Source organism: Azospirillum agricola, from assembly GCF_017876095.1.
Taxonomy (GTDB): Bacteria; Pseudomonadota; Alphaproteobacteria; order Azospirillales; family Azospirillaceae; genus Azospirillum; species Azospirillum agricola.
Genome location: NZ_JAGINM010000048.1, coordinates 1 through 14200 on the forward strand (window position 1 = coordinate 1; position 14200 = coordinate 14200).

The 14200-nt window shown below is 71.0% G+C and carries 14 protein-coding genes and 1 tRNA gene; 6 read left to right on the forward strand and 9 right to left on the reverse strand.

Translation table 11 applies throughout. The annotated features are described in order from the left end of the window. Positions 1 to 144: 144 nt before the first annotated feature. The gene (locus J2847_RS33110) at positions 145 to 573 is read right to left on the reverse strand and encodes a DUF1489 family protein (RefSeq protein WP_209782985.1); all 429 of its coding nucleotides are present in this window, start codon (positions 571 to 573) and stop codon (positions 145 to 147) included. A 136-nt stretch (positions 574 to 709) separates the two neighbouring features. Here J2847_RS33110 and J2847_RS33115 point away from each other — a divergent pair, with 136 nt between their 5' ends. Next, the gene (locus tag J2847_RS33115) at positions 710 to 1666 is read left to right on the forward strand and encodes a DMT family transporter (RefSeq protein WP_233474960.1); all 957 of its coding nucleotides are present in this window, start codon (positions 710 to 712) and stop codon (positions 1664 to 1666) included. A 33-nt stretch (positions 1667 to 1699) separates the two neighbouring features. On the opposite strand, the gene J2847_RS33120 is transcribed toward J2847_RS33115, so the two are convergent. Both J2847_RS33120 and J2847_RS33125 read right to left on the reverse strand, forming a co-directional pair. Further along, a complete protein-coding gene (locus tag J2847_RS33120) occupies positions 1700 to 2314 on the reverse strand; it encodes a 2-hydroxychromene-2-carboxylate isomerase (protein WP_209782986.1) in 615 nt (204 codons plus the stop codon). A 182-nt stretch (positions 2315 to 2496) separates the two neighbouring features. Then, positions 2497 to 3210 carry a response regulator gene (locus tag J2847_RS33125; protein WP_085555914.1) on the reverse strand — a complete coding sequence of 238 codons (714 nt, stop codon included), beginning with the start codon at positions 3208 to 3210 and terminating at the stop codon, positions 2497 to 2499. A gap of 252 nt (positions 3211 to 3462) precedes the next feature. Between J2847_RS33125 and J2847_RS33130 the strand changes: the two genes are divergently transcribed. Both J2847_RS33130 and J2847_RS33135 read left to right on the forward strand, forming a co-directional pair. Further along, entirely contained in the window at positions 3463 to 3648 is a 186-nt protein-coding gene (locus J2847_RS33130) for a hypothetical protein (RefSeq protein ID WP_085555913.1), read from the forward strand. A gap of 13 nt (positions 3649 to 3661) precedes the next feature. Beyond that, positions 3662 to 3898: a hypothetical protein gene (locus J2847_RS33135; RefSeq protein WP_209782987.1), complete on the forward strand. Its 237-nt coding sequence runs from the start codon at positions 3662 to 3664 to the stop codon at positions 3896 to 3898. Positions 3899 to 4038: 140 nt separating this feature from the next. Here J2847_RS33135 and J2847_RS33140 read toward each other — a convergent pair whose 3' ends face one another. Continuing rightward, on the reverse strand, positions 4039 to 5724 hold the full coding sequence (locus J2847_RS33140) for a CHASE3 domain-containing protein (RefSeq protein WP_209782988.1): 1686 nt from the start codon (positions 5722 to 5724) through the stop codon (positions 4039 to 4041). Between the two features lie 337 nt (positions 5725 to 6061). Between J2847_RS33140 and J2847_RS33145 the strand changes: the two genes are divergently transcribed. Continuing rightward, positions 6062 to 8197 carry a DUF4139 domain-containing protein gene (locus J2847_RS33145; protein ID WP_209782989.1) on the forward strand — a complete coding sequence of 712 codons (2136 nt, stop codon included), beginning with the start codon at positions 6062 to 6064 and terminating at the stop codon, positions 8195 to 8197. A gap of 77 nt (positions 8198 to 8274) precedes the next feature. Here J2847_RS33145 and J2847_RS33150 read toward each other — a convergent pair whose 3' ends face one another. The 4 genes from J2847_RS33150 to J2847_RS33165 form a co-directional block, all read right to left on the reverse strand. Continuing rightward, positions 8275 to 8733, reverse strand: a complete 459-nt coding sequence (locus J2847_RS33150; protein WP_233474961.1) for a hypothetical protein — start codon at positions 8731 to 8733, stop codon at positions 8275 to 8277. 48 nt (positions 8734 to 8781) lie between these two features. Then, positions 8782 to 9225, reverse strand: a complete 444-nt coding sequence (locus J2847_RS33155) for a PaaI family thioesterase (protein WP_209782991.1) — start codon at positions 9223 to 9225, stop codon at positions 8782 to 8784. Positions 9226 to 9367: 142 nt separating this feature from the next. Continuing rightward, complete coding sequence (locus J2847_RS33160; protein WP_209782992.1) at positions 9368 to 10246, reverse strand: TIGR01459 family HAD-type hydrolase; 879 nt, start codon at positions 10244 to 10246, stop codon at positions 9368 to 9370. 58 nt (positions 10247 to 10304) lie between these two features. Next, complete coding sequence (locus J2847_RS33165; protein ID WP_209782993.1) at positions 10305 to 11525, reverse strand: glycosyltransferase family 4 protein; 1221 nt, start codon at positions 11523 to 11525, stop codon at positions 10305 to 10307. A 63-nt stretch (positions 11526 to 11588) separates the two neighbouring features. Between J2847_RS33165 and J2847_RS33170 the strand changes: the two genes are divergently transcribed. Both J2847_RS33170 and J2847_RS33175 read left to right on the forward strand, forming a co-directional pair. After that, on the forward strand, positions 11589 to 12380 hold the full coding sequence (locus J2847_RS33170) for an alpha/beta fold hydrolase (RefSeq protein ID WP_209782994.1): 792 nt from the start codon (positions 11589 to 11591) through the stop codon (positions 12378 to 12380). 84 nt (positions 12381 to 12464) lie between these two features. Continuing rightward, positions 12465 to 12555 (forward strand) — tRNA-Ser (locus tag J2847_RS33175). Between the two features lie 184 nt (positions 12556 to 12739). Here J2847_RS33175 and J2847_RS33180 read toward each other — a convergent pair. Then, the coding region (locus J2847_RS33180) for a recombinase family protein (RefSeq protein WP_209782995.1) at positions 12740 to 14200 on the reverse strand (1461 nt) is incomplete at its 5' end.

Consider the following 14200-nt stretch of genomic DNA (forward strand, 5'->3'; position numbering starts at 1 on the left):
CTTTTTCTCCGCCGCCGCGCCGCTTCGTGAAGCGCCGCCCCGTCGGTGGAGCGGGTTATAGGCGCCCCCACCAAACACGCGCAACCCCTTTTTTCAGCTGCATCGCATTTTTTGGTCCTTTCCGTGAAACCGGCATCCGAGGCGTCAGAGAAGACCGAGCGCACGCAGTTCGGCGGCGAGGTGAGCCGGCAACTCGCCCCCTCCCCCGCCGGCATCGGACAGATCGCGCGGTGCCGCATCCGGAGCGAGGTAGCGCCAGCCCTGGAAAGGACGGTGGACGGTGGGAACGGTCGGAACCCGATCCGCGTCCAGTTGCAGCGTGCAGTAGCTTTCCCCTTCCTCGTCGGTGCCGGTGTCGATGGCCAGCACCCGCTGGCGGGCGGCGACGCTGCCCTTGATGACCCAATAGATCGAGCCGCCGTCGAGGATCTCGTCGCCGCGCTTGGGCAGACGGCGGGTGTAGACGGGAATCCGCGCGCGCCCGTCATGGGCGGTGGCGCGGCGGTCCTGAACCTCCGCCAGATGGTCGAGGTCACGGATGCCGACGGCGAGCTTGATGAGATGCAGGGGCATGATCGATACGGATGATGAAAAGGATTCGGCGACACCATAGCGCGGTATGCCCGCGTTCGGCATGCCCGACTGTCGCAGCGGACGCTTGCGGAAATCGCGGCGCGCGTGAAGGGTGCGCGCCGCCCATCGACGATCCATGAGCGTTTCCATGCGTGCCGCCTACGCCCAGCTTGCCCTGTCCATGATCCTCGTCGGGCTGTCGCTCCCGGCGTCCAAGCTGGTGATCGCCCATGTCCCGCCATTGACGACCGCGTGGCTGCGCTTCGTCATGGTGGCCGTCCTGCTGGCGCCGGTGGTGCTGGGGGGAGCGTTGAGCCAGCGGGCCTGGACCGGTTGGCCGCGCGGAGGGCGGGATTGGACCAGCCTGACCTTGCTGGCCCTGTTCGGGATGGTGCTGTTCAACGTCTTCCTGCTGTACGGGTTGCGGGAAACCAGCGCGGTCGCCGCCGGCATTCTGACCAGCACGATTCCGGCGATGACCGCCCTGTGCGCGGCGCTGATCCTGCGCGAGCGGATCGGGGCCGGCAGCCTCGCGGCCATCGCGCTCGCGGTGCTCGGCATCCTGTCGCTGAACCTGCAATCCGGTGGGCACTCCGGCGCGGAGGCCGCCGCGTCTTCCAACGATTCGCTCGCCGGCAACGCCTTGGTCTTCGGAGCGGTGGTGTCGGAGGGGCTCTACGGGGTGTTCGCCCGCCGTCTCGGCGGCCGGGTGGCGCCGCTGACGCTGACCTTTCTCGCCAACGCCCTGTCGGCCGCGCTGATCGGACCGGCGGCCTGGGCCACGGCCGGCGGCTTCGATCCGGCGGCCGTGCCGGCGGGCATCTGGCTGCTGTTCGTCGCGTCGGGGCTGACCGGCGGGCTGATGGCGGTGGTGCTGTGGATGCGCGGGATCGCCCATGTTCCGGCCAACCGGGCCGGCCTGTTCACCGGGATGATCCCGGCCGCCGGAGTTCTGGCGGCCGTGCTGTTTCTCGGTGAGGACTTCACCGCCGGTCACGCCGCCGGGCTGGCGTGCGTGCTGGCCGGCATCGCGCTCGGCACCGGAGCGCTCCGGTTGCCGAGCCGGAAGGCGTCGTCACCGACGCCACCCTGAGTCACACCGATCCATGGGTCGGTGCCAGGCGCCTCACCAACCGCCGGTGGCGAGCCAGCGCTCGACCATGTCGAGCCGGTCCCATCCCCAGAAGGGCTCCTCGTCGACGATGACGAAGGGGGAGCCGAAAACGCCGCGCTCCACCGCCTCGTCGGTCTCGGCGCGCAGCCGGTCCTTCACGGCCTGGTCCTGCAACGCGGCCGACACGGCGGCGCGGTCGATGCCCAGACCGCCGAGAGTCCGCGCCGCGATCTCCGCCACCGTGTCGGCCGGGCCGATGTCGCGGCCCTCCGCGAAATGCGCGTGATAGAGCGCGCGGGCCAGCAGCTTGGCCTGCTCGGGATGGTCGTCGGTCAGCCAGTAGAAGGCGCGCGAGGCGGCGACCCCGTTGACCGGGGCGGAATCCGGGAAGGTGAAGGGCGCGCCGGTCAGCCGCGCGATCCGCCCGGCGTCGAGCGTCAGGTACTCGCCGCGCAAGGGCTGCTCGAGATTCGGTTTCATTCCCGTCACCTTGAAGATGGCGCCCAGCAGGATCGGACGCCAGGTGACGGTGCGGCCATGCGCCGCAGCCAGCGCGTCGATGCGCAGACTGGCGAAATAGCCGTAGGGCGACGCGAAGTCGAAATAGAAATCGATCGGATCCGGCACGCGCACATCCTCCCGGTTGGTTTTCCGGAAAGGCTAGCGCGACGGCGGAGGGGCGTCCAGCGCGGGCACGGGGCAAGGGCCGGAAAGGCACTGGAACAATGGCGGAACAAGGACGCGGATGGCCTTTTCCCCACGTTCATCCGTGCGCGGGCGAAACCTGCATCCGTGTCTTTGGCCCGTCCTCAGATCGCCCGCACCTTCGCGTCGAAGACGTAGCCGGCGCCGCGTTCGGTTTTGATGATCCGCGGCTCCTTCGGATTCGCCTCGATCTTGCGGCGCAGGCGCAAAATCAGCACGTCGATCGAGCGGTCGAACACCTCGGCCCCGTCGGCGCGGGTCAGGTCGAGGAGCTGGTCACGGGTCAGCACCCGCTGAGGCCGCTTGACGAAGGCGGCGAGCAGGCCGAACTCGGCCTTGGTCAGTTCGACCTCGCGCCCCTCCTGTCCGCGCAGACGCTGGGCGGTGAGGTCGAGCTCCCAGTTGGCGAACTGCACCACCGCGCGCAGGTCGTCGGCGCTGCGCGGCGGACGCCCCTCGCCGGAGACTCGGCGCAGCACCGCCTTGATGCGGGCCAGAAGCTCGCGCGGGTTGAAGGGCTTGGTCAGATAATCGTCGGCGCCCAGCTCGAGCCCGACGATGCGGTCCACGTCCTGATCCTTGGAGGAGAGGATGATGACGGGAATCTGGGATTCGGTGCGGATCTGGCGGACGAGGCCGAGCCCGTCGCCGTCCGGCAACCGCAGGTCGCACACCACGAGATCGATGGCATCGCCGTCCAGCGCCTGCTTGGCCGCGGCCGTGTCGGGCGCCGTGGTGACGCGGTAGCCTTCGGCCGTCAGATAGGACGCCAACAGCTCCCGTACCGGCTCGTCATCATCGACCGCGAGAATGTGCATGCCTGATACCTCCCGCTTCCTTCTTAGCCCACGCGCGAGCGGCACGCAATGCGTTACAACCCGGTAACAGCGGGCCTCCGGCGGGTTCCCGCGTGAATCGTCTGAAACCATCCGACCCGCCGACGAAACCAAAAAATCCTTTCCCTGACATGAACCGGACATGCGTGACGGCTTAAATTCCCACACCGGATCGGAAGACCGGCCGTACGGGCCGGTCCCCGGTCTTCCGTCAACAGGAGAGGCGCGGGAGTCATGTCGAACATCGATCACTGCCTGGAACGACTGGCGCTGCTCGACCGGGCCGACCGTCTGCTGAACGAGGTCCGGGTCTACGGCCATCACGGATCGATGAGGGAAACGCTGGCGCAGCACCGTCTGTTGCTGGGCGAGGCCCGCCGCCATCTCGACTCGGCCCGCTCGGTCGGCCGCAGCGGCTGACCCGCCGGCCACCATGCCCAACCCGCTTCCCCTGCCCCGCCGCGCGCCCTGCGAAGCCGCAAGGCCGGACCGCTGCCACCGCGCCGCCGACGGCGGACGCCGGCCGGTGCAGGAACGCTGCGTCCACCACCGGCCGGCGGGACCGTCCCACCACGCCGCCCGCCCGGCCATCGCCCCTGCCCCTGCCCCGCATCCGCCCAGCCTGTGGCGCGAGATGATGGGGCGCTGGATTCCGGATCGGGACCGTTAGGCCGGAAGCCGGCGGGAATTTTCCGGTCCTCCACCGCCCTTTGCCTGTCATCGCGGCCGGACCGGATCCGGCCATTCATGCATCATGGGCTCCTCCAGGCACCGGGGGCATGGCAATGGCTTGGAGAACCCCGCGCAGGCTCACGCCGCCTTCACCTCCGCCAGGAAACCGTCGACCTCCTGGTTCAGCCGGTTCGATTCACCACCCAGGGCGTCGGCCGTCTGCCGGAGCTGCGAGGCGGCGCCGCCCGTCTCCACCGCCGCGCGGGTGACATCGGAGATCGTGCTGTTGACCTCCTGGGTGCCGCGCGCCGCCTCCTGCACGTTGCGGGAGATCTCGGCGGTCGCGGCCCCTTGCTCCTCGACCGCCGAGGCGATGGCGGCGGCGATCTCGCTCATCTCGGTGATCACCCGATCGATCTCGACGATGGCCGCCACCGCCTCCTTCGTGGCGCCCTGGACCGAGGCGATCTGGGCGGAGATGTCGTCGGTGGCCTTGGCGGTCTGGTTGGCGAGGCTCTTCACCTCGCTGGCGACCACGGCGAAGCCCTTGCCGGCCTCCCCGGCACGCGCCGCCTCGATCGTCGCGTTCAACGCCAGCAGGTTGGTCTGGCCGGCGATGGAGTTGATGAGGTCGACGACCTCGCCGATGCGGTTGGCGGCGTCGGACAAGCCGCGCACCGTGCCGCCCGCCCGCCCGGCGGCGGCGACCGCCTGTTCGGCGATGCGGGTCGACTGCTGCACCTGATGGCCGATCTCGACGACGGAGGCCGCCAGTTCCTCGGCCGCCGCCGCCACCGTCTGGACGTTGGCCGACGCCTGTTCGGAGGCGGACGCCACGGCGGTGCTCTGGCGGCTGGTCATGTCGGCCGTCGCGTTCAGCGATCCGGACGCGGACTGCACCTCCCGCGCGGCGCCGGCCAGATTGCGGACGACCCCGGTGATCTTGCCCTCGAAGGCGGCGACGATCGCGTCGAGACGGCGGGCGCGCTCGGCCTTGGCCGCGTCCTCGGCGCGCTGGAGTTCGGCCAGCCGGTCGGCCTCGATGGCGTTGCGCTTGAAGAACTCGACGGCTTCGGCCATCGAGCCGACCTCGTCGCGCCGCCCCAGGCCGGGGATCGTCACGGCGTGGTCGCCGCCGGCCAGCCGCTTCATGCAGTCGGTCATCGCGCGGATCGGCGCGGCGATGGAGCGGGACAGCAGCAGTCCGGCGCCGAGCGCGACCAGCACCGACAGAACGGCGCCGATGGCGACCACCCAATAGCCCGTGGCGAAGGCGGCCTCCTGCGCGGCGCTGCGCCGCTCCAGCGTGACGGCCTCGGCCCGCTGGAACTCGGCGACCAGACGGCGGATGTTGTCCATCGCCTCCTTGCCGGCCCCCTTGGCCTCCATCTCGCCGGCCGCGGCTCGGGTCTCGGGCCGCTCCATCAGCGCGATCTCCTCCTCGGCGACGCGGACGCGCCAGGAATCGGCGTGGCTCTTGATCTCGTCGAGGCGGCGCTGCTGCTCCGGGTTGTCGGCGGTCAGGCGCCTCACCTCGTCGAAGCTGCGGGCGAAACGCTCCTGGCCGCGGGTGAAGGGGCCGAGAAAGCTCTTGTCGCCGGAAATCAGATAGCCGCGCAGGCCGGTTTCCTGGTCGACCATGGCGGCCAGCGTGTTGCGCCCGGCCTCGATCACCGCGTGGCTGTGGATCGTCGCGTGGTCGCCGGCCCGGATGGTGGTCAGGGTCTGCACCGTGACGCCGCTGACGATGGCGATGATCGCGATGAGCGCGGCGAAGGCGAGAAGCAGCTTCCGCGCGATGGGAAGATTGTAAAACGCAGTCATTCTGAAGCACGCTCCGCAAGTGATCGCGCCAGGGGCGTGTGGATGGAAAAGCTCGCCGAGCGCTCCCTCTTCCATGCCGCACCGCACCCAACCGGCTCCGTTCGGATAGATTAGGAGCAGGCGGGGCAAGACAATCGCATAAGCCGAAATTGGGAGGAATTCGGCGGAAAAGCCCCCCCTTTCGTTCGGGGATACCGAACCGGCCCGCAAGCCCGCCCGAAAGGAGTAATCCGTTCGATGGAGGCGTCCTGGTCTCCCGGCCGGCGCCGTCCTCCCCAATCCCGCCCCAATCCCGGCGTATCGATCGGGGAACGGTTCAACAGAACGGAGACACATCATGATCCGCGCCGCCCTGCTCGCCTCCACCGCCCTGCTGCTGGTCAGCGCACCGGCCCTGGCCGACCAGGCCCTGGTGCTGAAGCGGGTGCTGCTGTCGACCGGCGGGGTCGGCTATTTCGAATACGAGGCGCGGGTGACCGGCGACGCCACCCTGTCGCTGGAGGTGCGGCGCGACCAGATGGACGACGTGCTGAAGAGCGTCGTCGTCTATGACGAGCGCGGCGGAGTCGGCACCATCGGGCTGCCGGGAGCCGAGCCGCTGGACACCGCCTTCCGCGAGCTGCCCTTCTCCCCCGGCGATCTTGCCTCCCCCGCCGCCCTGCTGAACGCTCTGAAGGGCGCGGAGGTCACCACCGGCGGCGCGCGGGAACTGACCGGGCGCCTGCTGTCGGTGACCGAGGAGACGGTGCAGCTGCCGAACGGCGGCGGCGCGACGACCCGCCACCGCGTCAGCCTGATGACCGCCGGCGGGTTGCGTCAACTGGTTCTGGAGGATTCCGACGCGCTGCGCTTCACCGATCCGCGCGTGCAGGCGCAGCTCGACGCCGCGCTGGCGGCGGTCGCCGACGACGGGCGGCGCGAGCGGCGGCGGCTGACCGTGCGCAGCTCGGCCGGCGACGCCGCCGGCGAGCGCGTGGTGCGCGTCGCCTACGTCGCCGCGACGCCGCTGTGGAAGGCGACCTACCGGCTGAGCGCCCCGGCCAGGGGCGGCGCCACCGGCGCCCTGCAAGGCTGGGCGGTGCTGGAGAATCTGAGCGGCGAGGACTGGCGCGACGTCGAGCTGACCGTGGTGTCGGGCAACCCGGTGACGCTGCGCCAGGCGCTCTACACCCCCTATTTCGTCGAGCGCCCGGAGGTGCCGGTCGAGGTGCTGGGCCGCGTGCTGCCGACCGCCGACGAGGGGGCGGTCACGCTCGACCACCAGCGCGCCGCCCGCCTCCAGGAGAGCCAGGCCGAGCCCGCCGCGCCGCGCGCGATGGCCGCACCCGCGCCGATGGCGGCCCCGATGGCGGCCGGGGCGCTGGCGAAGGCCGCCCCCTACGCCCCGCCGCCGCCCGCCGCGCTGCAAAGCGCCGAGGCCAGCGCGGCGGAAAGCGCGCAGGTCCTGTTCCGCTACCCGCAGCCGGTCACCGTTCCCAACGGCGGCACGCTGATGATGCCGATCGCCGCCCGCGCCCTGCCGGCCGAGCGCGTCGCGCTCTACCAGCCGGGCACCCAGCCGCGCCACCCGCTGGCGTCCCTGCGGCTGCGCAACGATTCGGGTTCGGCGCTGCCGCCCGGCCTGCTGACCTTCTACGAGACGGTGGAGGGCGCCCCCGCCTATGTCGGCGACGCCCGCATGGCGACCCTGCCGGCCGGGGAAAGCCGGCTGCTCTCCTTCGCCGTCGATCAGGCCGTCACCGTCGACCGCGCCGAACAGCCGAGCCGCCGCATCGCCCGCGCCAGCGTCGCGGACGGGGTGCTGACCCTCTCCGTCGTCGATCGGCAGACCACCACCTACACGGTGGCGGGAGCCGCCGACGGCGACCGCGCGCTGGTGATCGAGCACCCGCGCCGACCCGGCTGGGAGCTGGCCGAACCGGCCGCGGGCAATGCAGGGACTGGGGCCGGGTCTGGGGCCGGGACTGGGGCCGGGTCTGGGGCCGGGACTGGGGCCGGGACTGGGGCCGGAACCGACGCCACCGCCAGCGCCTACCGGCTGCCCCTGGCGGTTCCGGCCGGAAAGACGGTGACGCTGACGGCGGCGCTGGAGCGCCCGCGCGCCGAGCGCATCGCCCTGTCCGACCTGACCGCCGACCAGCTCGCCGTCCAGGCCGCCGCCACCGAACTGCCGCAAGCCCTGCGCGACGCCCTCGCCAGACTCGCCGCCCTGCGCTCCGCCGTCGCCGGGAAGGAGCGCCGCATCGCCGACGTCGAGCGCGAGCAGGCCGAGCGGATCAAGGAGCAGGAGCGCCTGCGCGAGAACCTGACCGCCTTGCCGCCCGGCAGCGATCTGCACAAGCGGACGCTCGCCAAGATGGGCGAGGCCGAGACCCGGCTGGACGCGCTGGCGCGCGACCTGACCGCCGCCCGCGCCGAGGCCGAGGCCGCCCGGCAGACCCTGCGCGACGGCATTCGCGGCCTGGCGCTGTAAAGGGGCCGGCGGTCACGGCGCGTGCTCCGGATGGCCGGCGCGGCCATCCGGAGCACAGCCGTCAGGGGGTGGTGCCGTCAGAGGGTGGTGGCGCTGCAATAGGCCCAGTCGTCGCCCTTCAGCCCGAAGAAGGCGGCGACCGCCTTGCCGCCGGAGCGGTCGATGACGACGCGGAACCGGCTGCCGGTGCAGCTCCCGGCCGGCTGCCTGGCGAAGGGCAGCGCGACGTGCTTGGACTTCAGGCAGGATTCGGAGAGCTTGGGCGGGTTGGCCGGCCCCTCGATCCTCTTGCCGTTCAGCACCATGACGTAGTTGGTGCCCTCCCCGCCCTTGACGTCGGCCTTGATCTCGATCTTGCCGAAGCGGGACTTGTAGAGCCCGGCGTCCTGCTCGCCGTCCGGCCCGCCGGGGACGATGGCGCGGAAGGAGATGGCGGCGCAGGCCGGCGGCTCCTTCGCCTGGGCCGGCGCGGCGACGGCACAGACGGCGGCAGCGGCAACAACAAACCCGGCAACGGACAGACGGACGGTCGGCATGATGGATCCCTTCCCTCGCATGGATTCTCGCGCGCGCGTTCGGGCCGCTCAGCGCGGCATCTGACAGTAGGCCGTCTGCTGCATCAGGGCGCAATCCTTCTCCACGCCGCCCTCGAGCATGGACACCTCGACCTGGGTGATCACCAGGGTGCGGCCCGGCTTCACCACGCGGGCGCGGGCGATCATCACGTCGCCCTTGGCCGGCGACATCAGGTTGATCTTGAACTCCACCGCCAGCACATCGGACCCGGCCGGCATCAGCGTGGCGGCGGCGTAGCCCCCGGCGTTGTCGGCCAGCGTGGACACCATGCCGGCGTGGAAATAGCCGTGCTGCTGCGTCAGTTCCTCGCGGAACGGCATCCGCATCTCGCAGAAGCCGGGCTCGACCGCCGTCAGCTCGATTCCGAGCGTCCGGCAGATCGGCTGCCGCTCGAAGGATGCGAGGCAGCGCGCCTTCCAATCGGGATCACGGGGTTCGAACGTGGCGGTCACGGGACGCTCTCCGCAGAGGGTTGCAGTGCGCGACACCCTGCGCCAGCCCGGCGCCCGGATCAAGCTGCGGCGCAGCATCCCACGCCGCGCTGCGGCATTACGCCTTTCCCGCTCTCCGGACCGCCGGCCAAGGCACCGCCCGTCACCAGCGCAGGCTGGGAATCGCGTAGGTCGGCACATGCCCGGAGGCGTCGGCGATGGCCCGCAGGTTCACCGGATCGACGGCCTCGCCCCAGGCGGCCCCGCCCAGCTCCTCCTGGTGGATGCCGGCGGTGACCAGCGCCACGTCCAGCCCGGCGGCGTTGGCGCCGGCCACGTCGGTGCGCAGGCTGTCGCCGACCGCCAGGATGCGGCTCTTGTCGCCCAGCCCCATCAGCTTGAGGCAGCGGTCGTAGACCGGGGCGTGCGGCTTGCCGTGCTGGCGCACATCGCCGCCCATCGCCTCGTAGCGCGCCGCCAGCGTCCCGGCGCAGATGACCATCTGCGGGCCGACCATGACGATCAGGTCCGGGTTGGCGCAGATCATCGGCAGGTTGGCGTGCCGGCAGGCGTCGAGCTGCGGCTGGTAGTCCGCCAGCGTCTCGCCGAAGACGACGATGCCGGTGTTCATGACGAAGTCGGCCTCGTCCGGCGTCGCCGCGACGCTGTAGCCGAGCCCCTCGAACACGTCGGTGTCGCGCTCCGGCCCGATGTGGTAGAGCCGCCGGCCGAGCGCCGCGTGCCAGGGATCGTCGCGGTCGCGCAGCGCCTCGTAGGCCGCCTCGCCCGAGGTCATGACGTGGTGGTAGCGGTCGCGCCCCAGCCCCATGCCGTCCAGCTTGGCGATCACCCCGGCGGTGCGGCGCGGCGCGTTGGACAGCAGGCAGATCGTCTTGCCGGCCGCCTTCATGCGGTCGAGGCAGTCGGGCACGCCGGGATAGGCACGCTCGCCATCGTGCAGGACCCCCCACAGATCGAGGATGAACCCGTCGTAGCGGTCGATGACGGAGGCGATGCCGGGAAGCTGTTGGATGTCGGCCATGATGTCCGCGGTGATGCGAGGGGGATGATTGGGAGGGGCGAGGGCCGGAAACGAGGGCTCAGCGCTCCGCCATCAACTCGGCGTAGACGCCGAGCGTGTCGGCGCACATGCGCTCCTTGGTGTAGCGGTCGGCGACGAAGGCCATGGCGCGGGCGCCGATCGCCTCGCGCTGCTCGGGAGACAGCGACAGCGCCTCGCGGAGCGCGTGGGCCAGCGCGTCCGGGTCGGCGGGCGGCACGACCCAGGCGGTCTCGCCGGGCACGACGGTCTCCTGGTAGGCGCCGATGGCCGAGACGATCACCGGCTTGCCCATCGCCTGCGCCTCGACGATCACCCGGCCGAACGCCTCCGGCTCGCGCGAGGCGGAGACGACCACGGTGGACAACAGATAGGCCGCCGCCATGTCGCTGCAATGGTCGGTCATCACCACGACGCCGCCGAGCCCGGCGCGCTCGACCCGCGCCTCCAGCTCCTGCCGGTAGGCGGAACGGCCCTGGTCGGAGCCGACCAGGAGACAGACCACGTCCTTGCGGCCCAGCTTCTCCAGCGCCTCGACCATCACCGTCTGGCCCTTCCAGCGGGTCAGCCGGCCGGGCAGCAGGATCACCGGCCGGTCGTCGGGCAGCCGCCACTGCCGGGCGAGTTGGACCAGCCGGGCCGAGCCGACACGATCCGGCGCGAAGACCGAGCGGTCGATGCCGCGATGGATGGTGCGGATGCGGGCGGGGTCGACGTCGTAGCTGTCCAGGATGTGGCGGCGGATGAAGTCGGAGATGGCGATGACCCGCTCGCCCCGCGCCATCACCGAATTGTACCAGCGCTTCAGCCCGTTGCCGAAATTGTAGGGGGCGTGGAAGGTGGTCATGTAGCGCGCGCCGGTCTCCCGGCAGGCCAGCCAGGCGCTCCAGGCCGGCGCGCGGGATCGGGCGTGGACGATGTCGACCCGCCGCTCGCGGATGATCCGCGCCAGCTTGCGGGCGTTCTTGCGGATGGTCAGCGGGTTCTTGGAGGCCAGCGGCAGCGTCAGGTGCGCGATGCCGGCGCGGTCCAGTTCACGGACCATCGGCCCGCCCTGCGAGGCGACCAGCGGCGTGCCGCCGGCCTCGGCGAGCGCCAGCGCCATGTCGATGCAGCCGCGCTCCGCCCCGCCGGTGACGAGGGTCGGCACCACCTGGAGCACGGTCGGCGCCCGCCCGCCCGGCCAGCGGCCGGCCGGATTGGAGGCGGCGGCGGCGTTGCGCGCGGTGTCGTCGATGGTAAGGTGGGGGTCGGGATTCATGGCGCCGGCTGTTCGGATGGGACCGCCCGGCGCGTCCAAGCCAGTCCGTCCATAGGTGACCATATGAGCGAAACCGCAGCCGCCGCCGGCGGCGCGCACCATAGCCTAACGCGCGGTGCGGCGACCATAGCCTATCATCACACCCCGGCCGCGCCTGCGGGCGCCGGCAAGCCAGGCGTGATGTTCCTCGGCGGCTTCATGTCGGACATGACCGGCAGCAAGGCGACGGCGCTGGAGGCCTGGGCGGTGTCGGAGGGGCTGTCCTTCACCCGCTTCGACTATCAGGGGCACGGCGCCTCCAGCGGCCGTTTCGCCGACGGGACGATCGGCCTGTGGGCCGACGACGCGCTGGCCGTTCTGGATGCCGTGACCTCCGGCCCGCAGATCCTGGTGGGATCGTCGATGGGCGGCTGGACGATGCTGCTGACCGCGCTGCGCCGGCCCGAACGGGTGGCCGGACTGGTCGGCATCGCGCCGGCCCCCGACTTCACCGAGGATCTGATGTGGGACCTGTTCGACGCGGAGGTCCGCCGCGCCATCACGGAGGAGGGCGTGTGGAACCGCCCGTCGGAGTACGGCCCGGAACCGCAGCCGATCACCCGCGCCCTGATCGAGGACGGCCGCAATCACCTGCTGCTGCGCGGTCCCATCGCCTTCACCGGCCCGGTGCGCCTGCTGCACGGCCAGCGCGACCCCGACGTGCCCTGGCAGGTCAGCCTGAGGCTGGCCGAGACACTGACGGGCGACGACGTGCGGGTGACCTTGGTGAAGGACGGCGACCACCGTCTGTCGCGCCCGCAGGACCTCGCCCTGCTGTGCCGCACCGTCGGCGATCTGGTGCGCGAGATCGGCTGAGCGGACGGATCGCAAAAAATTGAGTGATCCGATGATCGGAGGCTTGCATGGCGCGTCCGGGGTGGCTATAACGCCGTCCTCCGGGGAGGGGTGGCCGAGTGGTTGAAGGCGCACGCCTGGAAAGTGTGTATACGTCAAAAGCGTATCGAGGGTTCGAATCCCTCTCCCTCCGCCACCAACTCAGTGCAAATTCGCTCTGATCGACACCAGCGCCGAAGAGCACCGTGAATACGGTGACTTGTCGGCGCTCTTCGTGTTTCCGGCCACTGTTCCGGAGCGGGAAACAGCCCCCTTTAGGCCCCCGAAATTGGCCGTTTCTCCGGCGGTCCGCCAAAGACTTTGGTTTCCGGGGCCAAACGTTACTGGGCCGCCGACAGACCCAGAACCCGGCGCTGCTCCCGCCACGAGAGAGGAAGCTTCGCGGCCAGCAGGGCCGCCAGCGTCAGCCGCTTCGGCTGGGCGCCGCGCAGGATCATCTCCACGATGTCCGGGGCCAGGAAGGCCAGCGACAGCAACTGGGTCACATAGGCCGGCGTGCAGCCGGCCGTCTCCGCCAGCGCCGCCACCGAGGCGACCTCGCCCGAGGCCAGCTGCCGGCACCATCGGTGGGCCCGTGCCAGCGCCTTCATCAGCGTGTCGTCGACCTGCGGCTGCTCACGGAGCTCCCGCCCGTCCGGCCCGACGATCACCCGCTCCCCGCCCCAGGTCTTCAGCCGCGCCGCCACCTCCAGCACCAGCGTGTCGCCGCTCTCGACGACACGGTCGTGCGGCGACGTGATCCGGGCCGCGGCCCGCGCCTCTACCCCGTCCAGGCGCCGCACCGTGAGCCGCACCCGGTCGCTTCCAAGCTCGACCCGCTGCAGCAGGGCGGCGAGTCGTTCGGCCCGTTCCACTGGAGCCGCCGCCGTCCAGCGCCGCTGCTCGGCGGCGGTCAGCAGCGCCGACACCCGGTCGAGCACGAGCTCCTCCACCGCCTGCGCCGGAACCCGGGTCAGCGATCCGGCGGCCTCCGGGCGATGGTTCAACACTGCCTGGCTGACATAGTAGCGGTAGCGCCGGCCCCTCCTGCTGGCATGCGATGGGCTCATCGGGTTGCCGCGGTCGTCGAACAGCAGCCCGGCCAGCGGCGAGGGCGCCGTCGCCCGCTCGGCCGTCGCGCGCTCCACCCGGTTCGTCTCCATCACCGCCTGTGCCCGTTCCCACAGCGCTTCCGGTACGATGGCCGCGTGCTCGCCGGGATAGGCGATGCCCTTGTGCATGGCCTCGCCGCGGTAGACCCGGTTGTTCAGCAGCTTGTACAGGGCGCCCCGGCTGAAGATGACGCCGCCGCGGGTTGCCCCGCCCTGGGTGGTCCAGCGCTTGCTGGCCACGACCCGCTCCTGGAGGTCGGCGGTCAGGAGCTTCACCGAGCCCAGCTCGGCGTAGCGCTCGAAGATGGCGCGGACCCGTTCGGCCTCCTCCTCGTTGACCACCAGCTTGCGGTCCGCCACATCGTAGCCGAGCGGCGGGTTGCCGCCCATCCACAAGCCCTTGCGGCGCGAGGCGGCGAACTTGTCGCGGATGCGCTCGCCGGTGACCTCGCGCTCGAACTGGGCGAAGGAGAGCAGCACGTTCAGCGTGAGCCTCCCCATCGAGGAGGTGGTGTTGAAGTGCTGGGTCACCGAGACGAAGGAGGCGCCGCGGGCATCGAGGATCTCGACGATGCGGGCGAAGTCGGCGAGTGAGCGGGTGAGGGCCCATCCGCATTCCCGGTGCAGAGAACCAACTCGAGCGAGGCCATTCAGGCAGCTTCGAGGACACGATGGCGCAGCAAATCGAAG